Origin of the sequence: Bradyrhizobium sp. Gha, assembly GCF_900113735.1 — a bacterium.
Taxonomy (GTDB): Bacteria; Pseudomonadota; Alphaproteobacteria; order Rhizobiales; family Xanthobacteraceae; genus Bradyrhizobium.
Genome location: NZ_FOQM01000002.1, coordinates 470657 through 492326, shown reverse-complemented (window position 1 = coordinate 492326; position 21670 = coordinate 470657). Strand labels below are relative to the sequence as shown.

The window sequence follows — 21670 nt, the reverse complement described above, 5'->3', positions numbered from 1 at the left end:
TATCCTCTCCCTCCCCCGCGTGCGGGGGGAGGGAGCGCACTTCCTCCGTGGCGAGCAACCTAGCCCGACGGTACGATCACCACGTTCTTGTCCTTCGGCCAGCGGACGCGCCAGGCGAAGTTGATGTCGCGGACCTCGCCGGGCTTGGCGTCGAACGACCATTCCAGCACGCCGCGCTTGTCGCGGATATCCTTGGCCGTGGGCGGCGTGGTCGCGGGCAGCATCTCGACGACGATGTCCTCGTTCTCGCTGACCGGCAGCTGGTCCTCGATCGCGACGTGGATCGGGAAGTCGTGGCCGTTCCGGACAGTGGTCTTGAACGCGCGCTCGTCGGTTTTCGACGTCGTGACCAGGAGGCCGGCCGAGCCCTCGTTGCGCCTGAGCACCGCGCGTTCGATCTTGACCTTGTCGTCGGCGCCGAAGCCGAGCCGGACGATGTCGTCCTTGGCCGATGCCGAGAGCTTGCCGCGGCCGACGAAGATGCCGTCGCGGTAGATCGCGACCTTGCCAGGCAACAACGTGGTGTCGTCGGTCTGCTTGAAGCTGGCTTCGAGGAAGGCGGTGGGGTCCTGCACCGGTGCGGCGCGTACCGCGAGATCAGCGGGCACGCTCATCGCGGCGATGCGCAGGCTCTTCGTGCCCTCGGCGGCACCAAGACTGACGCGGCCGGGAATCTTGAAGGTGGCCTGGAAATCTCCGATCTCGGGGACCGCCTGCTGCTCGTCGGCACGCTGGGCCGGCAGATCAAATTCCTCCCTGCTTCGTGTCGCCTCCATCTTTCGCAATGCCGGCGCAGATGCAGGCGCCGGCACGGCCGTATCCGCGGCCGAGCCCAGCGCCCGCGGCTTCGGCAGTTGCGGATATTGCGCCACCAGCGAGCCCAGCTCCGGCGCACTGCCGCCACGGGCGATACGGACCGTGGAAACGCCGAGCGCGACATTCGACCAGTCCTCGCCGGTCGATTGCGTGACCTCGGCGCGGCGGACCAGCTCGAGCTGCGGCTTGCGGTCCTTGGCGCCGGTATCGAGCCGGGCATCGTAAAGCGGGACCCAACGCGCATTGCGCACGGCGTAAGTCACCCGCAGCGTCGCCTTGGTCGCAGCTGCGGAGGCGACATCGATGCGGACCTCGAGCTTGCTCGGCGGCTTGGCCGACCGGTCGGCTTCGAGTTGCGCGATCTGCCGATCGATCTCGCGCTGCTTTCGCGCGGCATCACGGATCGTGGTGTCCGCGGCCGCGACTTCGTCAGCCACGGCGGTAAAGGCCGCACGCCATTCGGTGATCGGGCGCGCCTCGCCCTTGTCGCCGAGACCGGCGGGAGAGGCTTCGGCGAAGCGTTGCGCGAATTTGCGCCGGGCTGTGGCCGCATCGATCGCGCCTTGCAGATCCGCGCGCTCGTCCTTCAGCGCCTCGATGCGCTTGTCGAGCTCGGGGACATTGACCGGCGGCGCCGTGCGCGGCGGCCGCGCATCGATGGTACCGATGGTGAGCTTCGCGCCGGCCTCACCTTCGACGCGGAGGGAGGACGGATCGAGCGAGAGCGGAAAATCCTTCGCGACCAGCGTCGAGTCGCCGGCCGCGAGGTCGATCGCGATCACGCGGGTGACGGTGGCACCGTCGGGATAGACGGTGACGGTGTCGATGGCCGATGTGGCGTCCACATCGGCAGCCCATGAGGGCGAGGCGAGCGCGGTGGCCATCAGAACCAGGCTCGTCGTCGTCAGACATTTTGGGATCGTGCGCATCCAATTTCTCCCTGCCGATACCGTCGCGCAGCCAACTGGGCGCGCGAAAACACGCCGCGCCATCGTGGTAGGACGCGGCAGCGAAGGAACCGGTTCGATTGGGGTTTCCGTTGGGCGCAGCTGCGGCAGCACCATGGCCGCGGAACGCGTCATCGCGCCGCGGCACCACTAGAAATCAACTTTCAGACCCTGGTCGGCGAACCCTGGCCGAAGATGCGGCGAAGCAGATCGGTCACGTTCCTGGCGCCGCACTTCTTCAAGATGCTGGCGCGATAGCCCTCGACCGTGCGTGCGCTCAGATGCATGCGCCGGGCGACCTCCTTGTTGGTCAGGCCGGCGGCGAGATGCGCCAGGACGTCACCTTCGCGCGCGGTCAGGGGTTCGCAATCGGGCGGCCAGCGTCGCCGGCTTAAATCCGGCTGCACGGATTCGTCGATCGCGGCATCGATCCGATCGACCACCTCGTGGGTGCGAAACGGCTTCTCGATGAAATCGGCCGCACCGCTCTTGATGGCATCGACCGCCATCGCGATGCTGCCGTTCGCCGACGTCACCAGCACCGGCGCCATGCAATTTTCCTCGCGCAGGCGCTTGAGCACATCCAGCGCGGAACGATCCGGCGGCATCTCGAGCACGACACAGGCCGGCATCCGCGCCCTGGCTTCCGACAACAGCGACGCGCCGTCGGCAAAGCAGATCACGTCATAGGCGCTCCGCTGGAGCGCGTCGGACAATTGTTCGCGGGAGGCGGCGTCGGTTTCGATGACGAATACCTCACCCTTGGAAAGCATATTCCCCGGCATAATCCGATCCAGCAATGTCTTGGTCAAAGGAAATGAGACGGCCAGGCGGCTTCATCGCGCCCCGCCGTCTTCCGCACCGCATTGGCGCCGGTGCTTCGCTTTCCCCTATGTATGTTCCACCCTGTGCCCGGATTTGACGGATCGGGACAGAAACTTTACATTTCGGGACATCTGCGGGAATGGCTGACAGGGACGAGTCGCATGACCGACCTCATTCGCAGCGCAGGCCTGAGCTGTTACCCGGACGTCGCCCGGTCGGTCGGGCTCGACCCCAAATATATGATGCGCAAGGCGAGGCTGCCGCTGGCCGTCCTCGACAAGCCGGATACCCCGATCGCCGTCGCAAGTCTGCGTCGCCTGCTCGAAATGTCGGCAGAGGTTTCCGGTGCTGAAGATTTTGGCCTGCGGCTCGCCGAGCACGGCGGACTGACCAATTTCGGCGCGGTCGGCCTGATCGTGCGCGAACAGGCAACCGTCGGTGAGGCCATCGAAGCTTTCTCCCGCTTCATCCATGTCCACCACGACGGCATGAAGCTCGACGTCGCCAGGGACAAGCAGACCGTGACGCTGACGCTGCATCTGCGCGGTCGACAGCCGACCGCGCCGCGGCAGTCGATCGACATGGCGCTCGGCAGCGTCCATCGCATCATCCAGTCGTTGTTCAGCAGCGACTGGCGGCCGCTGGAGGTGCACCTGCATTATCCGCCACCACGCGATCGCAAGCGCTACCACGAGTTTTTCGGCGGCCGCGTGATCTTCAACGCGGAGGAGGATGCGATCCTGCTGTCGGCGCACGACATGGAGCGGCGGATTCCGAGCGCGCATCCCCTGATCGCGAGCTACTTACGCAAGCGGATCGAGGCGATCGAAAACCGGCCGGCAAGTTGGGAGGAGAAGGTCGACGAGGTCGTGCGCATCCTGCTCGCGAGCGGCGACTGCACCGTCGAGCGCGTGGCCGAGCATCTCGCCTGCACCCGCCGCACCATCCACCGTCACCTCGCAGAAGCCGGGACCAGCTTCTCCGCGATTCTCGAAGCGCAGCGCGCCGATCTCGTGACCCAGCTGATCTCGGATCCCGACCGCCCGCTGGCTGACATCGCCGCACAGCTTGGCTTCTCCGCCCAGAGCGCCATGGCCCGCTGGTTCCGCGGCCACTTCGGTTGCACCGTCACGGAATGGCGCAAGGGCATGCGGCCGCGGGCCAGGCCGGCCGACATTCCGTCAACCTCCGCGGCCTAGCCCGGCGCAACGACGGGTTGAGGCGCATGCGCTGCTGTCAACCGCCCGTGCCGGCGCGGCGCGATCAGATCGCCCGCGCGAACATGCGAAAGCCCGGCGCGCCGATGATTGCTTCAAACGAGGGATCGCGTTTCTCTTCAGCAAGGTCGAACCCGGCCTTGGCGTAAGCGCGCTCGGCGGGGTCGTTGCCTATCAGGAAAGAGATCGTCGCGCGGGCAAATCCGGCCGCCCGGCCGTTTTGCAGCGCGCGTGCGATCAACGCCTGCACGAGACCGCGACCACGATAGGCGGGCTCGGTGGCGACATGCTCGATCATCCAGTCGCCTTCGCCGCCCTGCACCCAGCAGGCCCGCGAATACGTGCCGCGTTGGCGGATGGCTTCGAGCTCTGATGCTGCGAGCCCGGTCGCGAAACCGACCTCCTCAATCGCGCGCCAGGCCAAAATCCCGGTGTTCGCCGCAGGCACGGCGCAGAGCGCCGCGACCGGCTTTCCGTCGATCTCCGCGACCAGGAACTGCGAGACGTGCCACATCGATATCGCGCGGGCCGTGGCAACGCGCGCGATGAAATCGAGGCAATTGGATTGAGGCCAGTCGAGCGCAACGTCGAACCAGCCGCGCGACCGGTGGCCGCGCATCGATGACAGGATAGTACTTGCGATGAAATCGGCGTCTTCGGGACGCGCAGACCGTATCGTCATGCGCGCCCCCTTCGCGAAGACCTTAGGTGTTCTTGAGCGCGACGCGGAATTCGGCTTCGGTCTTGGCCTTGACCTCGTCGAGCGTGACGCCGTCGGCGAGCTCGATCAGCGCCATGCCGCCGTCGCCGTGCTTGTCGATGGTGAAGACCGCGAGGTCGGTGACGACCATGTCGACGACGCGCTCGCCGGTCAGCGGCAGATTGCACTTCTTCAACAGCTTGGGGCCGTCCTTCGCGGAATGCTCCATCACCACGACGACGCGCTTGACGCCGGCGACGAGGTCCATCGCGCCGCCCATGCCCTTGACCATCTTGCCCGGGATCATCCAGTTGGCGAGATCGCCGTTCTGGGCCACCTGCATGGCGCCGAGGATCGACAGATCCATGTGGCCGCCGCGGATCATTCCGAAGGAATCCGCGCTGGAGAAATAGGAGGTCGAGGGCAGCTCGCTCACGGTCTGCTTGCCGGCATTGATCAGATCGGCATCCTCTTCGCCCTCATAGGGGAACGGGCCCATGCCGAGCATGCCGTTCTCGCTCTGGAGACTGACGTCGACGCCGTCGGGGATGTAGTTCGAGACCAGCGTCGGGATACCGATGCCGAGGTTGACGTAGTAGCCGTCACGCAATTCCTTCGCGGCGCGCGCAGCCATCTGTTCACGGGTCCAGGCCATGTGACTCTCCTTAGGCGGCAGTACGCGGGCGGGTGTTGCGGAATTCGATGCGCTTCTTGGCCGTGCCGACCTCGACGATGCGCTTCACGAAAATGCCGGGCGTATGGATGTGATCGGGATTGAGTTCACCGGCCGGCACCAGATGCTCGACCTCGGCCACGGTGACCTTGGCCGCGGTCGCCATCATCGGGTTGAAGTTGCGCGCGGTCTTGCGATAGATCAGGTTGCCGGCGGTGTCGCCCTTCCAGGCGTGCACGATGGCAAGGTCGGCGAACAGGCCGCGCTCCATCAGATATTTCTCACCGTCGAACTCCTTCAGCTCCTTGCCTTCGGCGATCAGCGTGCCGACGCCCGTCTTGGTGTAGAAGGCCGGGATGCCGGCGCCGCCGGCGCGAATGCGCTCGGCCAGCGTGCCTTGCGGATTGAATTCGAGTTCCAGCTCGCCGGCCAGGAATTGCTGGGCGAACAGCTTGTTCTCGCCGACATAGGACGAGATCATCTTCTTGATCTGGCGGGTCTCCAGCAGGCGGCTGAGCCCGATGCCGTCGACGCCGGCATTGTTCGAGACCACAGTCAGACCCTTGACGCCGGAGTCGCGGATCGCATCCGACAGCGACTCGGCGATGCCGCAGAGGCCGAAGCCGCCCGACATGATCATCATGTTGTCCTTGAGAATGCCCTCGAGCGCCGACTTGGCGTCGGGATAGACCTTGTTCATGCAAAAAACCCTCGACTGAAATCTGCGGCAGGCGTCGCGCCTTGTTGGCGGCGATTATTAGGCGAATTCCTCCAAAGCCGTCAATGATACGGGGTTCTCCATTCCGCGGGCCGGTGGTAGAAGCTGCCCACGTCGTGGGCAGACCCGTCCGCGGCCTTGAAAGCGACAAGAAAACCCATCAAGTTGCGGCACTTAACAGAACAGGAATTGGGCGTGGGGACGCGCAGGTTTCCCGACCCCGCCCTACTGGCTGCAACGACCAACCCGATCAGGACATGCCATTGACCATGGCCCAAGGAATGAAGCGCCTCGGGACGCCGATCGCGGCGCTGCTCGGCGTCGTGCTGATCGCCCTGATCGCGACCTCCTGGCTCATCAACCGCGATGCGCTGCGCAAGGCCGTGGAAGCACAGATCCGCGACGTCACCGGACTCGAGCTCAGCGTGGCAGGCAACATCGACATCTCGGTGCTGCCGGCGAGCTACATCTCCTTCCATGACGTCGGCCTCAAGGGGGGCGGCACCAGCGACCCTGCGCTCCATGTCGACGTGCTCACGGCCAATCTCAGGCTTTTGCCGCTGCTGCTGCAACGGTTCGAGATCGCCGACCTGACGCTGCTGCGGCCACACATTCATGTCAGTCTGAAGCCGGATGGCGACAGCAATTGGACCCCCTTCATCCAGACCATCGCGCGGACGATGAAGCCCGGCGCCGACAACCAGGTGTCGTTTTCAGAGATCCGCGTCCAGGACGGCGTGCTCGACTACGAGGACGTCGCGACGAACGCCACCGAGAAATTGGAGGACATCGACCTGTCGCTGGCGTGGCCTTCGATCTCTCGCTCCTTTGCCGCAACCGGACAGTTCGACTGGCGCGGCGAGCGTGTCGACGGCTCGATCAGCTTCGCCGATTTCGTCGCGGCCCTCTCGGGCGATCGCTCGGGCCTGAAGGCGCGGATCGCCAGCGCGCCGCTCAAGCTCGCTTTCGACGGCAGCGTCGCCAACCGCACCAGCCCGATGATGGAGGGCACGCTGACCATCGACAGCCCGTCCTTGCGCAACGCGCTGCGCTGGACCGGGCAGCCGCAGCCCGGCAGCGGCGGCCTCGGCCGATTCGCGCTGAAGGCGCGTGCCAATGTCGTCGGCGCCTCGATCGCGCTGACCAACGTCAATCTCGAACTCGACGGCAACACGGCCGAGGGCGTGATCACCTATGCCAATAACGGCCGGCAGACGCTGCAAGCGACGCTTGCCGCCGACGCGCTCGACCTGACGCCCTATATCTCCACCTTCCGCCTGCTCGCGAGCGGCGCGCGCGACTGGAACAGGCAGCTGTTCGATCTCAACGGATTGTCGAGCACCGACCTCGACATGCGCCTGTCGGCAGCCCGGCTGACGGTCGGTCCTTCGAAGCTCGGCCGCACCGCGATCGGTGCCAATCTGCGCAACGGCACGCTGGCGCTCTCGGTCGGCGAGGCTCAGGTCTATGGCGGTATCGCCAAGGGCTCGTTCGGCATCTCGCGCGCCGATACGGTCGCCGACATCAAGGCGCAACTCCAGTTCACCGACGTCGACCTCCAGGCCTGCGCCTCCGAATTGTTCGGCGTCAACAAGCTGTCCGGCCGCGGCAACATCAACGTGTCGCTCGCCGCCTCCGGCTCGAGCCCGTTCGGCATGGTGCAGTCGCTCGACGGGACCGCCACCGTGACAGGCCATGACGGCGCGATCGCGGGCTTCAATGCCGAGCAACTGCTGAAGCGGCTCGAGCGCCGGCCGCTGTCGGGCGGCGGCAATTTCCGCAACGGCTCGACGCCCTACGACAATCTCACCATCGCGGTGAAATTCGCTGACGGGATAGCCACCGCCGAGGACATCCGCGTCGAAGGGCCGGCCGCGAAGATCACGCTGACCGGCACAGCGTCAGTGCCGACGCGCGAATATGACATGAAGGGTGTGGCGAGCCTCAATACAACCTCTGGCTTCAAACTGCCGTTCATGGTGCAGGGTCCGTGGGACGACCCGCTGATCTTCCCGGATCCCGAAGCCCTGATCCGCCAGTCGCCCGCGGCGTCTCCTTTCCTCGACCTGCTGAAACAGCGCATCACCGGCGGAAAGGGACAGGCGCCGGAGGGATCGCCGACGGCGGAAAACGCCAAAGAAGGCGCCAAGTCCAACTGAGGAATCCCACTGCGGATTCCAACTGAGGATCGAGTCCGCCGATCACGCGAATTGATCGGGGCGAATTGATGCGGTGATTGGATCGATGCGCGCGTTAAGCATCTCCGAACGCCCGATACACCTCGACCTATGTCTGACAACATGCCGCTAGATCGGATAGCGGCCATGGGCTAGTGTTTTATCCGACCGGTTAAAACACCGGCCGCTTGAGGGAGAAAAACGTGAAATCCAAGGTTATTGGCGCAATTACAATCGCGGTCGCTGCAGCTGGGCTGTTTGCAGCCGCTGCACCCGCATTTGCGCAGCAAAAGACGATTACGGTCTGGTGGAGCAAGGGCTTCTATCGCTCCGAAGACGACGCGCTGATCGAGACGATCAAGAAGTTCGAAGCCAAGACCGGCATCAAGGTCGAATTGTCGCAGTACGCGATCCAGGACATGATTCCGAAGACGGTCGCAGCACTCGATGCCGGCACCGTGCCTGATGTCGCCTATTCCGATTCCTACGACGTGCAGGCGCAGGGCAAGTGGGCCTACGAGGGCAAGCTCGAGGATCTCACCGACGTCATTGAGCCGATCAAGGACCGGTTCGTCCAGAATACGCTGGACGCCTCGATCCTCTACAACGACGTGGCCAAGAAGAAGGCTTATTACGGCTTCCCGCTGAAGCAGCAGAGCATGCACGTCCAGATCTGGAACGACATGCTGGAGAAGGCCGGCTTCAAGCAGAGCGATATCCCGAATGATTGGAACGGCTACTGGTCGTTCTGGTGCGACAAGGTGCAGCCTGCGATCCGCAAGGCCACCGGCCAGCGCATCTATGCCGTCGGCCAGCCGATGGGCGTGGAATCCACCGACGCATTCCAGTCGTTCTACACCTTCATGGACGCCTACCACGTCAAGCTGGTCGACGATGACGGCAAGCTCACGGTCGACGATCCCAACGTCCGCGAGAACCTGATCAAGGCGATGAAGGACTACACAGATACCTACATCAAGGGCTGCACCCCGCCGTCCTCGACGACCTGGAAGGATCCGGACAACAACGTCGCCTTCCACAACAAGACGATCGTGATGACCCACAATTTCACGATCTCGATCGCGGCGAAGTGGTACGAGGACTCGCAGAACCAGGCCCTCACGCAGGAACAGCGCGACGCCGGCAAGAAGGCCTATGAGCAGGACATCATCACTGCGTCCTTCCCGAAGGCCCCCGATGGTTCGACCATCCGCTACCGCTCCGACGTCAAGACCGGGCTGATCTTCACCGCGGCCAAGAACAAGCCCGAGGCCAAGCAGTTCATCAGCTTCCTGCTCCAGGAAGAGAATGTCCGTCCCTATATCGAGGGCGCGCTCGGCCGCTGGTTCCCGGTGACGAAGGAAAGCCAGGAAAGCCCGTTCTGGCAGGCTGACAAGCACCGCCGGGCCGTGTACGCGCAGTTCAAGGGCGGCACCGCGCCGTTCGACTTCACCAAGAACTGGAAGTTCACGATCCTCAACAACGAGAACGTGTGGGCGAAGGCCATGAACCGGATCGTCAGCGAGAAGGTCCCGGTCGACAAGGCCGTCGACGAGCTGATCGCCCGCGTCAAGCAGGTCGCAGGCTAGTTGTTCTTTTCCTCCTCCCGGCGCTGGTGCGCGGAGAGGTGAAACGCTAATACCGGCCGCCTCGAGCGGCCGGAAGTCCTTTCAAAGAGTCCCAAAGAATGGCGATTACGCTCTCTGGCGATCAGGCGATCCCCGCTCCACCCCTGTCGGCGCGGCTGACCACGGCGCAGGTCTGGGGCATCGTCCTGCTCGTGCCCTATCTGCTCGTTTTCCTCGCCTTCGTGGTTTATCCCGTCTGCTACGGGCTGTGGCTGGCGCGGGCTCCGTCGAACTACGTCGCGCTCTACAACGACCCGATCTTCGCGCGCGCCGCGGTCAACACGCTGATCTTCCTGGTCATCGGCATCAACATCAAGATGCTGATCGCGCTGTTCCTGTCCGGCTTCTTCGCGCAGCAGCGCACCTGGATCAAATGGCTCTCGGTGATCTTCATCCTGCCCTGGGCCGTGCCGTCGATCCCGACCATCCTGTCGGTGCGCTTCATGCTCAACCCCGAATGGGGCGTGATCAACCACCTCATCTTCTCTTTCACCGGCGATGACGGCCCGAACTGGCTGAACGACCCGACGGTGGCGCTGACCATGGCGATCGCCGTACACATCTGGAAGTCGCTGCCGTTCTGGACGCTGATCCTGATCACCGGCCGCCTTGCGATCGCGCAGGACCTGTTCGAGGCCGCCGAAGTCGACGGCGCCAACTGGTGGCAGAAATTCCGCTTCATCACCTGGCCGTCGATGCAGACGCTCTACGTCACCTGCACGCTGCTCTCGATGATCTGGACGCTCGGCGATTTCAACAGCGTCTATCTGCTCACCGGCGGCGGCCCGGCCGACCTCACCCACGTGCTGTCGACGCTCGGCATTCGCTATCTGCGGCTCGACCAGCTCTCGCTCGCGATGGCCTCCATCGTCTGCGCGATGCCGTTCGTCCTGCCGCTCGTGTACTTCATGATGAAACGGTTGTCGCGATGAAGCTTCCTGGCGTAAGCGAGTTTTCCTGGCGCGACGTCGCGACCGAAGCGCGATTGCTCTTGATCGGCATTCCCGTCTTCCTGTGGACGATGATTCCGATCTATCACATGTTCCTGTTCGCGATTTCCCCGAAGGAAGACGCGTTCTCGGGCAAGCTGTGGCCGGACCATCCGACCCTCCACAACTTCGAGATCGTGTTCAAGCAGCAGCATTACTTCCTGCGCGACTTCTACATACAGTTCTGGAATTCGCTGGTGATCGCCGCCGCGGTCGGCGTGATGACCCTGGTCGTTGCGACGGCCGCAGCGTTCTCGATCTCGCGGCTGAAGGTGCCGGGCGGACGCATGGTGTTGAATCTCGCGCTCTTCACCTACTTCATTCCGGCGGCGTTCCTCGCCGTGCCGATGTACCGCACCATGGGCAATTACGGCCTGCTCAACAATCGCTGGTCGCTGATCCTGGCGATGGTGACGATCGCCAGCCCTTACGCGATCTGGGTGCTGAAGCAGGCCTCCGACAAGCTGCCGGTCGAGCTCGACGAGGCCGCGGTGATGGACGGCGCCACGACGCTGCAGATCTTCCGCCTGGTTTATTTGCCGCTGATGATGCCCTCGCTGGTCGCGATCGGCACCTATGCGGTGCTGCTCGCCTGGAACGAATATCTCTATGCATTCCTGCTGCTGTCGAACGACCAGGACATCACGCTTCCCGTCGCACTCGGCAACTTCCTCGCCGCCGACGACTCGCCCTGGGAGTTGCTGATGACCACAGGCTTCATCTATGCGCTGCCGCCGGCCGCGGTCTATTACGCCTTCCGCCGCTACATGGTGGGCGGGCTCACAGCGGGCGCGGTGAAGTCCTAGAAATCTTCAGCGCGCTTCCTGCGATAAGCAATCAGCAGCGCGATCATCGAGCCGAAGAAATAGCCGGCGGTCGCGCCTGAAATGGCGCGGCCGACGATGATGGCCATCGCCCGGTCGCCGGCGTCGATCGCCGAGATCACGCTCACCGTGTACTGCAGAAAGAACACGACGAGATTGCGGATCAGCCCGAACGCGCTGCCCGGACGGATGATCTCTCCGGTCTTGTGATCGACATCGAAGGGGCGCGGCGTCAGCACGCCCACGGGCAGGAGCGCCAGCGCCGCCACGGTCCACGCAACGAGCGGCCACTGGTCATCCTGATGCCCGAAGCCAATGCGCGAGACACCCCAGACGATGAACACCATCGGCACGATCAATGCACGCCAGATCGGCGCCTTGCGCGGCCGCATCGACGTGATGCCCTGCCAGACCAGATACGCGAGCAGGATCCAGACCCAGGGCGGCGTATGGACCAGTATCTGATAAACGAACATCACGAACCATTCCCATCTAGAGAGGTGCGGCACTTTCGCCCTGCGAGCTCGACAGTTTTGAAGCCAGCGAAGCGATGACGATTACGACTGCGATCAGGGCGATCACCAGCGTGCAGATCGCGTTGATCTCCGGCTTCACACCGAGGCGCACCTCGGAATAGATCCGGATCGGCAGGGTCGCCGAGCCCGGGCCCGTGGTGAAGCTCGCGATCACGAGATCGTCGAGCGAGAGCGTGAAGGCGAGCATCCATCCGGCGACGATCGCGGGTGCGATCAGCGGCAGCGTCACGGACACGAAGGCACGGGCAGGGTCGCAACCGAGGTCCATGGCCGCCTCCTCCAGGGACCGATCGAGCGAGCCGAGGCGCGACTGCACGACGACGGCGACGAAGCACATCGTCAGCGTGGTATGGGCAATCGTCACTGTCCAGAAGCCGCGCTCGGCGTTCAGTGCCACGAACAGCAGCAGCAGCGACAAGCCCGTGATCACCTCCGGCATCACCAGCGGCGCATAGAGCATCCCGGAGAACAAGGTGCGGCCGCGAAAGCGCTCGCCGCGCGAAAGCGCGACCGCGGCCAGCGTACCGATCAGCGTGGCGATGGTTGCGGACGCGACCGCCACGCGCAGGCTCATCCAGGCTGCCTCGATCATGGCGCGATCGGCAAAGAATTCGCGATACCAGCGCAGCGACCAGCCGCCCCACACCGTCACCAGCCGCGAGGCGTTGAAGGAATAGATCACGAGGATGAGGATCGGCAAATAGAGGAAGGCGAGGCCCAGCGCCAGCGACGCGACGTTGAAGCGGGACAGACGTGAGGACTTGCGCATCTCACCGCGTCTCCAACTGCCGGCGCTGCAGCCGCTCGTAGAGCAGCAGCGGCAACAGCAGCACCAGGAGCAACACGATCGCCGCGGCTGAGGCGACCGGCCAATCCTTGTTGGTGAAGAACTCCAGCCACAGCGTCTGGCCGATCATCAGCGAATTGGAGCCGGCGAGAAGATCCGGAATCACGAACTCGCCGACAACAGGGATGAAGCAAAGAAGAACGCCAGCGCCGACGCCCGGCAGCGACAGCGGGAAAGTCACCAGCCAGAACACCTGCCAGGGCGGCGCGCCGAGATCGCCGGCCGCCTCCTCCAGCACCGGCTCCATCTTGGAAAGCGTGGCGTAGAGCGGCAGGATCATGAACGGCAAATAGGAATAGACGATGCCGATATACATCGCGGTGTCGGTGGACAGCCATACTACCGGCCGGCTGACCAGATGCAGCGCCAGCAGGATCCGATTGAGCAGGCCGTCATGCTGGAGGATGTTGATCCAGGCATAGATGCGGATCAGGAACGACGTCCAGAACGGCACGATCACCAGCACCATCGCCACGGCCTGCCAGCGCTTCGGCAGCCGCGCCATGCCATAGGCGATGGGGTAGCCAATCAACAACAGCAGTCCGGTCGCGGTCATGGCAACGGTCAAACTGCGCAGATAGGCGAACACATAGAGGTCGTCGGATACGATCAGCTTGAAATTGTCGATCGACAACGCGGCAAGGGCGGCCCGGATCGCCGTCCAACCCGCCGTCAGGTCGAACACCGGCTCGTAAGGCGGCTGTGCGATCACCGTCTGCGACAGGCTGATCTTCAGCACGAAGCCGAACGGCACCAGGAAGAACAGCACCATCCAGACATAGGGCGCGACGGCGGCGAAGCGCGCCGGCCGTGCGAAAATCCGGCGCGCGCTCATGACGGCAGCACCACGCAATCGTCGGGCGTGAACCAGGCGACGACGCGCTGACGCAGGCTATAGGCATCGACATCGAGACGCGCATTGTTGGCGACCGACGCCTGCAGCATTCCGCCGGTGTCGAGCTTTACCTTGTAGGTGGTGGTGCCGCCGAGATAACAGACATCGGCGATCACGCCGTCCAGGGCGTTGATCGCAGTTTCACGGCCGGCCTCGCTCGCGGGGCCACGACGCGACAGCTTGACCTTCTCGGGGCGGATCGCGACCGAGAATTTCACCTCCCCGACCGGCTGGCGCGGCTCGGCCACCACCAGCGTGCCCGCATCGCGTGTGCCGACAACCAGACGGTGACCGTCGCGCAATCTGGTCTCGGCGTCGAACAGATTGATGTCGCCGACGAACTCCGCGATCCAGCGCGAGCGCGGCGCCTCGTAAAGCTCGCGCGGGGGCCCGACCTGGGCGAGCTTGCCTGATCTCATCACGCCGATCCGGCTGGCCATCGTCATCGCCTCTTCCTGGTCGTGGGTGACGATGATGAAGGTCATGCCGAGCCGCCGCTGCAGGTCCATCAGCTCGCCTTGGGTGCTCTCGCGCAGCTTCTTGTCCAGCGCCGCGAGCGGCTCGTCGAGCAGCAGCAATTGTGGCCGGCGCGCCAGCGCTCGGGCCAGAGCGACGCGCTGTCGTTGTCCGCCGGAGAGCTGGTCGGGCTTGCGCTTCTCCAGCCCCTCGAGCTTCACCAGTGCGACCATCTCCGCGACACGCGCCGCGATATCGGCACGCGGCATGCCGGCGCACTTGAGACCAAAGGCGATGTTGTCGCGGACCGAAAGATGCGGAAACAGCGCGTAATTCTGAAACATCATGTTGATCGGGCGCTCATGCGGCAGTGCCTGTGCGATATCCTTGCCGCCGAGCAGAATCCGCCCCTCGTCCGGCGCCTCAAAGCCGGCAAGCATGCGCAGCAACGTGGTCTTGCCGCATCCGCTCGGACCCAAAAGCGCAAAGAACTCCCCGGCCTTGATATCGAGCGACACGCCGTCGACCGCACGGAACGTCCCGAACGTCTTGGCCACGCCTTCGATGCGCAGCAGCGGCTCGCCCGCCGCCGGATGGGCGTCTCCAGCCGCGTGGGCCGCGGCATCCATTCTAGGCAATTCGTCAGTCATGGTCCCTGCCAACCCCAATTCCGCCGCACGCTAGCGGCGGATCGGCCTTTGCTCAACCGGTTCGGGGCTCGTGCGCCATGAACGCAGCCAGCGCGTCATGGCCGGGCGCGGGCATCGTCAGGCCGAGCTTGGAGCGGCGCCACAGGATGTCCTCGGGGAAGCGCGCCCATTCGCGAGCCATGAGATAGCGCACCTCGGCGCCGGTCAGGTCGGGGCCGAAGGCGGGGCCAAGCTCGTCACGGGTCTTCGCCTCGCCGAGCACATCGGCCAAGCGCGAGCCGTAGGCCGCAACCAGGCGGCGGGCCTGTGGCTCCTCGAGAAAGCGCCAGCGGTGGCGTGCGAGGTCGATCTCGGTCTCGAAACGATCCCAGGCGAAATCTCCGCCAGGCAAGGCCGTGCCTGAAGTCCAGGGCCGCGACATCGGATAGAACGGCGTCAACCGCGTCACCGCCCGCTCCGCGCGCAAGCGCGAGGTCGTGACGTCGCCGCCGAACATTGTAAGCAGCGGTGCCTTGCGCCGGCGCGCGTGGAACAGCGTCGTGCCGTCACCTCGCCGCGCGGCCGCGGGCGTCAAATTGACGCCGGCGACCGTGCGCACGACGTCGGTGGGAGCGACGCGCGCGCGGAAATAGCGGCTCGCGGCATCGCAGAGATAGCTGACGTCCGCGCCCGGCATCGCTACGATTGCGGGATCGCCGGTGAAATCGCGGGTGACCGTCCCGAGCAGCGTGAAATCGCGCTCGAACGGGCTGGCAAAGATCAGGCCTCCGTCATTGTTCTGGAACACATAGACATTGTCGGACTCGAAGAGTTTTGGCACGACGATCTGGCTCATCTGCATGGCGGCCATGGGCGGTTGCGGCTGCCGCAGCACGGTCTCGGCGACCATCGACGCCCAACCGCCGGTGGCATTGGCCAGCGCACGCGCCGTGACTGCCCGGCGATGGCCGCGGTCGACCAATGCGAGCCGCCAGATGTCGGTCCTGTCCGCACGCACGCAGCGCGCACCGGTCAGGATCGCAGCGCCGCGTTCGGCAGCATCCAGTGCCGTGAGCACCACCAGGCGCGAATCGTCAACGACGCAGTCGGCATACTCGAAGGCGATGCCGAACGGACGCCTGAGCGCGTTGCCGACCGGATGATGCGTGATGTCGAGGGTGATCGATCGTGGCAGGCCGCCACGGTTCGTCAGCGTGTCATAAACATGGAGTCCAGCCCGCAGCAGCCATGGCGGTCGCTCGTCGGAATGGGCGGGGATCACAAAATTCATCGGCCGCACCAGATGCGGCGCGATCCGCAGCCACGTCCGGCGCTCGACCAGTGCCCGGCGCACCCGCCAGAAGCCGCGCCGCTCCAGCACCGATAGATCGCCGTGGATCAGTCGCGGTGTCGCCGACGATGCCGCGCCGCCGAGATCGCCCTGCTCGATCAGGATCACGCGCAGCCCGCGGCCGGCGGCATCGCGCGCGAGGCTGACACCGTTCAGGCCGCCGCCGATGATCGCAAGATCGTAATCCGCCATGGAACCGTGGAGAGGGCAGCGAGTGTGCGCCCCACACCACTAGCCGGTCTTGAGCGCAAGCTCCATAGCCACACCGCGGCCGACGAGATCGGCATATTTCCCGATCGGCAGTGGCTTGCCGAGCAGATAGCCCTGCACGCCGTCGCAACCTTCCGTGGCCAGGAAGACGAGCTGGTCGATGGTCTCGACGCCTTCGGCGATGATCGACATTTCGAGGCCGTGGCCGAGATCGATCACGGCCCGGACGATCGCGGCCGATTGCGGATTGCGGCCGAGATTGATGATGAAGGCGCGGTCGATCTTGATCTTGTCGAACGGGAACGCCTGGAGATAGCTCAGCGAGGAATAGCCGCTGCCGAAATCGTCCATCGAGATGCGCACCCCGAGCGCTTTCAGGCGGCGCAGCAGCGCGAGGCCGCGATCGAAATCCTCGATCAGCACGCCCTCGGTGATCTCGAGCTCGAGCCGGCCGGGCGCAAGGCCCGTCTCGATCAGGATCGAATGGACGAGCCCGACCACGTCGCCGTGCATGAACTGCGCCGGGGACAGGTTGACGGCAACCTGGAGCGGCTTCGGCCACGACGCCGCCTCGCGGCAAGCCTCGCGCAGGATCCATTCGCCCATCTCGACGATCAGGCCGCTTTCCTCCGCGATGGGGATGAATTCGGCGGGCGAGACCTGGCCGCGTACCGGATGCTGCCAGCGCGCCAACGCCTCGAAGCCGATGATCTCGCTTTCGACGATGCTGTTGCGTGCGATGCCTTGCGGCTGGAAGGCCAGCGACAGCTCGCCGTTCTTGATCGCCATCGACAGGTCCTGGTGCAGCACGCGGCGGTCGCGGATCTGCTGGTCCATCTCGGGCTGGTAGAGGCTGATCGTGCCGCGCGACTTCTGCTTGGCGCGGAAAAGTGCGGCGCCGGCATTGGCAAGCAGCGAGGCACCGTCGGAGCCGTTGTGCGGAAACACCGACATGCCGGTGGTGATGCCGGCACGCACCGCGCGGCCGTCGATGTGGAACTCCGGCGCGAGCGCCTCGCCAAGCTGCTGCGCCAATGCGAGGCCCGCGTCAGGCTGCTTGCCGTCGATGATCAAGCCAAATTCGTCGCCGGACAGACGCGCGACCAGGCCGCCGCGTGCCGTATCCTGGAGCCGCTGGGCCACCTCGACCAGCAGCTTGTCGCCAAGCGCATGGCCGAACACGTCGTTGACTTCCTTGAGGCCGTCGAGATCGACGCAAAGCACGGCGAATTCCTCGTCGGTCCCCTCGCAGGCCTCGATCATCTGGGTCAAGGCCTGAAGGAAGGCGGCGCGGTTCGGCAGGTCGGTGAGACCGTCATGGTAGGCCATGTGCGCCATGCGCGACTCGGTCTGCCTGCGGTTGGTGACGTCTTCGTGGGTCTTGATCAGGTATTGCGGCTCGCCGGAATCGTTGAGCACCGTGGCACGCCGGGTCAGGAACAGGCGCAGGCCGTCCTTGGTGGAGATCGGATGCTCCTCGGTGATCATCCCGCGCTTCTTGATCGCGGCCTCGTCGCGCGCGATGATCAGCTTGGCTTCCTTGGCATTGAAGATGTCGGAAGCAGTCAGGCCCGTGGCTTCCTCGCGCCTGCGGTTGAGGATCGTCTCGGCGCTGCGGTTGGCGAGCAGATAGCGGCCATCCCTGACCTGCTCGACGATCAGCGCGACCGGAATGTTGTCGACCACGAGCTCGAGGAACTTCTTGGTGCTCTCCAGCTCCAGCGACAGCGATTGCCGATCGGTGACGTCCTCGAACACCAGCAGCAGGAATTCCGGCTTGTTGCTCTCGTTGCGGACAACGATCCGCACCGAGGCCACCTTGCGCCGGGCATGGTCGCGTTCGACCTCGACCTCGAACTCGTTGCGATATTGTCCTTCAGGGGCCAGCAGGGCAGCGCGGTCCGCCGCCTCGATGCTCTCAGCCGATTTTGGACCGAACAGCTCGCGCGCGTTCTTGCCGACGACCTGGTCGCGCGAAAAGCCCCAGAACCGCTCATAGGCGCTGTTGGCAAAGATGTAGCGACCGTCCTCGATGTTCTTCGCGGCCACGCAGGCCGGCACGTTGTTCAGCACCGTTTCGAGGAATTGCTTGGTCGAGGCGAGCTGCCGCGACAGCCTGCGCTGCTCGCTGACATCGAGATGGGTCGCGACCGATCCGCCATTGGGCAGAATGAAATATTTGACCAGGATGGCGCGGCCGTCAGGCAGTTCGGTGATCAGGCCGTTGGGGCTTGCCGCCTTCTCGTAGAAGTCGTCGTCGGAGACGCCAAGGACGCCGCGCTTGCGCCTGAGCGCGAGAATGTCGTAGCCGGTCATGCCGGTCCAAAGGTCCGAGCGCGTCAGGCCGTAGATCTCGAGATAGCGGTCGTTGCAGAAGATGATGCGCCGCTGCGCATCCGTCATCACGACGCCCTGGTTGAGATTGTTCATGGCGGAGGACACGAAGGCGTTGCGCCGCAACTGCGAACGCCTGCTTCGGCGCAGCGCCGAATGGATCCACAGCGCGATCGCGACCAGGAATGCGCAGAGGACAATGCCGCCGATGAGGGCTTCCCAGATCAGATCGGGGTCGAGATCGCCAAAATGGCTCGACGGCGCGAAGCTGTCCGCGAGGGCACGCGAAGGCGCGACCGCGCTGGTCAGGCACACGACGGCCTGCACAGCAATCGGAAGCATGCTGCCTTCCTGCCAGTTCTTCTCAGCCATCCGCCACCCGCGATTTCAACTGCGGATTGTCTGGCTTCACCGGTTTGGATCGGGTAAACGCCTGTACGCCCAACAGAAAAATGTAACGGGAAATACGGCAATTGCCCTGACATGATAAATGCTTTCTTAACGGAAAATGCCCGCGCGGCGCGTTTCGCAGGCAAACCGACGTCGTCGGCACCTTCAGCAGGACTTCTGCATCACCATGGATAGGGTCGACTGCGTCGTCATCGGAGCCGGCGTGATCGGGTTAGCGGTGGCCCGGAAGCTGGCCCAGGCCGGGCGAGAGGTGATCGTGCTCGAGGCAGCCGAGGCCATCGGCACCGTCACCTCTTCACGCAACAGCGAGGTGATCCATGCCGGGATCTATTACCGCGCCGGAAGCTGGATGGCGCGTATGTGCGTCGCCGGCAAGCAGGCGCTCTATCGCTACTGCGGCGAGCGCGGCATCCCGCACAAGAATTGCGGCAAGCTGATCGTCGCGACCCATGCCAAGGAAACCGAGAAGCTGCACTCGATCAAGGCCCATGCAGAGGCCAACGGCGTCCTCGACTTGCAGCTGCTATCGGGCGAGGCGGCGCGCGCGCTGGAACCGGCGCTGGCCTGCGACGCCGCACTGCTCTCGCCGTCGACCGGAATCATCGACAGCCATTCCTACATGCTCTCGCTGCGGGGCGAGGCGGAGGAAGCAGGCGCGGCCTTTGCGTTTCACACGCCGCTGATCCGCGCCAGGGCGGAGGCCGGAATGATCGAGATCGAAGCCGGCGGCGAAGCACCGATGACCTTGCAATGCGGCCTGCTCGTCAACGCCGCCGGGCTCTCGGCGACATCAGTGGCGCGCCACATCGACGGCATGCCGGTCGATCGGATTCCGCCTGCTTACCTCGCCAAAGGAAATTACTTCAGCTGCAATGCGCGCGCACCGTTCTCGCACCTGATTTATCCGGTGCCCGAGCCCGGCGGCCTTGGCGTACATCTGACGCTGGACATGGCAGGACAGGCGCGCTTCGGCCCCGACGTCGAATGGATCGAGACGATCGACTATGAAGTCGATCCGTCGCGCGCCGAGCGCTTCTATCCGGCAATCCGCAAATATTGGCCGACGCTTCCCGATGGCGCGCTGATGCCGAGCTATTCGGGCATCCGCCCGAAGATCGTGCCACCGGCGGTCGCTACGCAGGATTTCCTGATGCAGGGTCCGCGCGACCACGGCGTCGCAGGCCTGGTCAATCTGTTCGGCATCGAATCGCCGGGACTGACGTCGTCGCTCGCGATCGCGGACCACGTCGCCGAACTGGCGGACAGCTAGACAGCATTTTCGAGCAAGTGGGGACCGGGTCGCCTCAAGAAAACGCGTCGAAACAAAAAAGCTGCGCGACGATCATCACGCAGCGCGCATCCTGCCGCAGGGATGAGCGCAAGCGCGCTGATCCCTGCGGGAAAGGATGCAAACTCTACACTGTTACAGGGGTTACTAGTGAAGCGTATCGCCAGTGTTCTTGAGACGCTCGATCTGGTCCTTGACCAGCAACTTCCGGCGCTTCAACTCAACAATTTGCAGGTCGTCTGTTGAAAGGTGCACGAGAGCTTCGTGCAATTCGTTCTCGAGAATTTTATGCTTCCGTTCCAATTCAACCAGATGTGCCTGAATTGTCATTCGAAACCTCCTCGGTAGGGGTGAACCTTGGATTCGATCCGGACGAGGGACTCTACATCACCGATTCGTTCTGTCGATGGGTATCCGTCGTCGCTCCGTCATTTTTGAAAATTCATATGTAACGAACCGTGAGTAAGGAACCACGCGGCGAAAAATCCATGATATCAATGTGCTCGCGCGACACCGCTTCCGAATCGTTGAAATATCTTGCGATGGAGCGGTGCGTGGGGGTGCAGATCGCTTGCGATCACGCCGCGCAAGGACGATAATTTCCACAGGGCATCCACAGCCTTTGATCTCAAGCCTTTCGGTTTTCGGCCACCGCAGACATGACCCATGAAGACGAGCGTGAGCTCGAAACCGAGCTCACCCGGTTGCAGCAGGAACACCGAGATCTCGATGCGGCGATCGATGCACTGCATCAATCGCCCGCCCCCGACCTGTTGCGGTTACAGCGGTTGAAGAAGCGCAAGCTGTTGTTGCGCGACCGTATCGCCTTCATCGAAGACCAGATCACGCCGGACATCATCGCCTGATCCCCAGCGGCTGCGGACGTGCTGAGTCGAATCCGCTTGACTCAAAAAGAACAAAATAAGAACATTGGTCCCGGCCCCCGATATGCCCGAAACACCCAAGGACAACCCGCAAGGACACCGCAGATGTCAGTCCCCGCCCCTCTCGATAACGGCCACTATGAACAAGCCTGTGATCAGGCGATCGCGATGTGCGACGGCAATCTGCGCAGCACCATCAAGGCGCTGATCATGGCCAACGAATATCTGGAAGCGGAGCTGGAGGAATTGCAGGCAGCGATTTCGGCCGGCTGCATTCCCGAATCCTCACGCAGCAGAAGCAGCGCGGCCTGAACT

20 protein-coding genes are annotated in these 21670 nt (G+C 64.0%); 8 read left to right on the top strand and 12 right to left on the bottom strand.

Annotated elements, in window-relative coordinates:
• Positions 1–59 precede the first annotated feature (59 nt).
• Both BM222_RS05455 and BM222_RS05450 read right to left on the bottom strand, forming a co-directional pair.
• The gene (locus BM222_RS05455) at positions 60–1745 is read right to left on the bottom strand and encodes a mucoidy inhibitor MuiA family protein (RefSeq protein WP_092227224.1); all 1686 of its coding nucleotides are present in this window, start codon (positions 1743–1745) and stop codon (positions 60–62) included.
• Positions 1746–1927: 182 nt separating this feature from the next.
• Entirely contained in the window at positions 1928–2548 is a 621-nt protein-coding gene (locus BM222_RS05450) for a response regulator transcription factor (protein ID WP_092227223.1), read from the bottom strand.
• A 201-nt stretch (positions 2549–2749) separates the two neighbouring features.
• Here BM222_RS05450 and BM222_RS05445 point away from each other — a divergent pair, with 201 nt between their 5' ends.
• A complete protein-coding gene (locus BM222_RS05445; RefSeq protein ID WP_092227222.1) occupies positions 2750–3787 on the top strand; it encodes an AraC family transcriptional regulator in 1038 nt (345 codons plus the stop codon).
• Between the two features lie 64 nt (positions 3788–3851).
• Here the strand turns inward: BM222_RS05445 and BM222_RS05440 are convergent, their stop codons facing one another.
• The 3 genes from BM222_RS05440 to BM222_RS05430 are packed head-to-tail and all read right to left on the bottom strand — an operon-like array spanning position 3852 to position 5878.
• Positions 3852–4487 carry a GNAT family N-acetyltransferase gene (locus BM222_RS05440; protein WP_092227221.1) on the bottom strand — a complete coding sequence of 212 codons (636 nt, stop codon included), beginning with the start codon at positions 4485–4487 and terminating at the stop codon, positions 3852–3854.
• A 22-nt stretch (positions 4488–4509) separates the two neighbouring features.
• The gene (locus BM222_RS05435) at positions 4510–5160 is read right to left on the bottom strand and encodes a CoA transferase subunit B (protein WP_092227220.1); all 651 of its coding nucleotides are present in this window, start codon (positions 5158–5160) and stop codon (positions 4510–4512) included.
• 10 nt (positions 5161–5170) lie between these two features.
• Positions 5171–5878: a CoA transferase subunit A gene (locus BM222_RS05430; RefSeq protein WP_092227219.1), complete on the bottom strand. Its 708-nt coding sequence runs from the start codon at positions 5876–5878 to the stop codon at positions 5171–5173.
• Between the two features lie 287 nt (positions 5879–6165).
• On the opposite strand from BM222_RS05430, the gene BM222_RS05425 reads away from it, so the two are divergent.
• The 4 genes from BM222_RS05425 (at position 6166) to BM222_RS05410 (ending at position 11496) form a co-directional block, all read left to right on the top strand.
• On the top strand, positions 6166–8055 hold the full coding sequence (locus tag BM222_RS05425) for an AsmA family protein (protein ID WP_092227218.1): 1890 nt from the start codon (positions 6166–6168) through the stop codon (positions 8053–8055).
• Positions 8056–8276: 221 nt separating this feature from the next.
• Positions 8277–9662 carry an ABC transporter substrate-binding protein gene (locus tag BM222_RS05420; protein WP_092227307.1) on the top strand — a complete coding sequence of 462 codons (1386 nt, stop codon included), beginning with the start codon at positions 8277–8279 and terminating at the stop codon, positions 9660–9662.
• 98 nt (positions 9663–9760) lie between these two features.
• Complete coding sequence (locus BM222_RS05415) at positions 9761–10633, top strand: carbohydrate ABC transporter permease (protein ID WP_092227217.1); 873 nt, start codon at positions 9761–9763, stop codon at positions 10631–10633.
• Positions 10630–11496 (top strand): carbohydrate ABC transporter permease, encoded by an 867-nt coding sequence (locus BM222_RS05410; protein WP_092227216.1) that lies wholly within the window; start codon positions 10630–10632, stop codon positions 11494–11496. The genes BM222_RS05415 and BM222_RS05410 overlap by 4 nt, the downstream gene beginning before the upstream one ends.
• On the opposite strand, the gene BM222_RS05405 is transcribed toward BM222_RS05410, so the two are convergent.
• The 6 genes from BM222_RS05405 to BM222_RS05380 are packed head-to-tail and all read right to left on the bottom strand — an operon-like array spanning position 11493 to position 19144.
• Complete coding sequence (locus tag BM222_RS05405; protein WP_092227215.1) at positions 11493–11990, bottom strand: DUF6622 family protein; 498 nt, start codon at positions 11988–11990, stop codon at positions 11493–11495. The genes BM222_RS05410 and BM222_RS05405 overlap by 4 nt on opposite strands.
• Before the next feature lie 16 nt (positions 11991–12006).
• Positions 12007–12819, bottom strand: coding sequence for an ABC transporter permease (locus tag BM222_RS05400; RefSeq protein ID WP_092227214.1), 813 nt, complete (start codon positions 12817–12819; stop codon positions 12007–12009).
• Between the two features lies 1 nt (position 12820).
• Positions 12821–13732, bottom strand: coding sequence for an ABC transporter permease (locus tag BM222_RS05395; protein ID WP_092227213.1), 912 nt, complete (start codon positions 13730–13732; stop codon positions 12821–12823).
• Positions 13729–14898, bottom strand: coding sequence for an ABC transporter ATP-binding protein (locus BM222_RS05390; RefSeq protein ID WP_092227212.1), 1170 nt, complete (start codon positions 14896–14898; stop codon positions 13729–13731). The genes BM222_RS05395 and BM222_RS05390 overlap by 4 nt, the downstream gene beginning before the upstream one ends.
• 52 nt (positions 14899–14950) lie before the next feature.
• A complete protein-coding gene (locus BM222_RS05385; RefSeq protein WP_092227211.1) occupies positions 14951–16420 on the bottom strand; it encodes a glycerol-3-phosphate dehydrogenase in 1470 nt (489 codons plus the stop codon).
• A gap of 39 nt (positions 16421–16459) precedes the next feature.
• Positions 16460–19144 (bottom strand): sensor domain-containing protein, encoded by a 2685-nt coding sequence (locus BM222_RS05380; RefSeq protein ID WP_092227210.1) that lies wholly within the window; start codon positions 19142–19144, stop codon positions 16460–16462.
• Between the two features lie 136 nt (positions 19145–19280).
• Here BM222_RS05380 and BM222_RS05375 point away from each other — a divergent pair, with 136 nt between their 5' ends.
• The gene (locus BM222_RS05375; protein ID WP_283810219.1) at positions 19281–20453 is read left to right on the top strand and encodes an NAD(P)/FAD-dependent oxidoreductase; all 1173 of its coding nucleotides are present in this window, start codon (positions 19281–19283) and stop codon (positions 20451–20453) included.
• Positions 20454–20618: 165 nt separating this feature from the next.
• On the opposite strand, the gene BM222_RS05370 is transcribed toward BM222_RS05375, so the two are convergent.
• Positions 20619–20801, bottom strand: a complete 183-nt coding sequence (locus tag BM222_RS05370) for a YdcH family protein (protein ID WP_092227209.1) — start codon at positions 20799–20801, stop codon at positions 20619–20621.
• A gap of 329 nt (positions 20802–21130) precedes the next feature.
• Between BM222_RS05370 and BM222_RS05365 the strand changes: the two genes are divergently transcribed.
• Positions 21131–21337 carry a YdcH family protein gene (locus BM222_RS05365; protein WP_092227208.1) on the top strand — a complete coding sequence of 69 codons (207 nt, stop codon included), beginning with the start codon at positions 21131–21133 and terminating at the stop codon, positions 21335–21337.
• Positions 21338–21460: 123 nt separating this feature from the next.
• Positions 21461–21667, top strand: a complete 207-nt coding sequence (locus BM222_RS05360; protein WP_092227207.1) for a hypothetical protein — start codon at positions 21461–21463, stop codon at positions 21665–21667.
• Positions 21668–21670 lie beyond the last annotated feature (3 nt).

Bases quoted from the DNA above. Each gene is read 5' to 3' on its own strand.
- BM222_RS05455 (WP_092227224.1), bottom strand. From the start codon at position 1,745: ATGCGCACGATCCCAAAATGTCTGACGACGACGAGCCTGGTTCTGATG.
- BM222_RS05450 (WP_092227223.1), bottom strand. From the start codon at position 2,548: ATGCCGGGGAATATGCTTTCCAAGGGTGAGGTATTCGTCATCGAAACC.
- BM222_RS05445 (WP_092227222.1), top strand. From the start codon at position 2,750: ATGACCGACCTCATTCGCAGCGCAGGCCTGAGCTGTTACCCGGACGTC.
- BM222_RS05440 (WP_092227221.1), bottom strand. From the start codon at position 4,487: ATGACGATACGGTCTGCGCGTCCCGAAGACGCCGATTTCATCGCAAGT.
- BM222_RS05435 (WP_092227220.1), bottom strand. From the start codon at position 5,160: ATGGCCTGGACCCGTGAACAGATGGCTGCGCGCGCCGCGAAGGAATTG.
- BM222_RS05430 (WP_092227219.1), bottom strand. From the start codon at position 5,878: ATGAACAAGGTCTATCCCGACGCCAAGTCGGCGCTCGAGGGCATTCTC.
- BM222_RS05425 (WP_092227218.1), top strand. From the start codon at position 6,166: ATGGCCCAAGGAATGAAGCGCCTCGGGACGCCGATCGCGGCGCTGCTC.
- BM222_RS05415 (WP_092227217.1), top strand. From the start codon at position 9,761: ATGGCGATTACGCTCTCTGGCGATCAGGCGATCCCCGCTCCACCCCTG.
- BM222_RS05410 (WP_092227216.1), top strand. From the start codon at position 10,630: ATGAAGCTTCCTGGCGTAAGCGAGTTTTCCTGGCGCGACGTCGCGACC.
- BM222_RS05405 (WP_092227215.1), bottom strand. From the start codon at position 11,990: ATGTTCGTTTATCAGATACTGGTCCATACGCCGCCCTGGGTCTGGATC.
- BM222_RS05400 (WP_092227214.1), bottom strand. From the start codon at position 12,819: ATGCGCAAGTCCTCACGTCTGTCCCGCTTCAACGTCGCGTCGCTGGCG.
- BM222_RS05395 (WP_092227213.1), bottom strand. From the start codon at position 13,732: ATGAGCGCGCGCCGGATTTTCGCACGGCCGGCGCGCTTCGCCGCCGTC.
- BM222_RS05390 (WP_092227212.1), bottom strand. From the start codon at position 14,898: ATGACTGACGAATTGCCTAGAATGGATGCCGCGGCCCACGCGGCTGGA.
- BM222_RS05385 (WP_092227211.1), bottom strand. From the start codon at position 16,420: ATGGCGGATTACGATCTTGCGATCATCGGCGGCGGCCTGAACGGTGTC.
- BM222_RS05380 (WP_092227210.1), bottom strand. From the start codon at position 19,144: ATGGCTGAGAAGAACTGGCAGGAAGGCAGCATGCTTCCGATTGCTGTG.
- BM222_RS05375 (WP_283810219.1), top strand. From the start codon at position 19,281: ATGCCCGCGCGGCGCGTTTCGCAGGCAAACCGACGTCGTCGGCACCTT.
- BM222_RS05370 (WP_092227209.1), bottom strand. From the start codon at position 20,801: ATGACAATTCAGGCACATCTGGTTGAATTGGAACGGAAGCATAAAATT.
- BM222_RS05365 (WP_092227208.1), top strand. From the start codon at position 21,131: ATGACCCATGAAGACGAGCGTGAGCTCGAAACCGAGCTCACCCGGTTG.
- BM222_RS05360 (WP_092227207.1), top strand. From the start codon at position 21,461: ATGTCAGTCCCCGCCCCTCTCGATAACGGCCACTATGAACAAGCCTGT.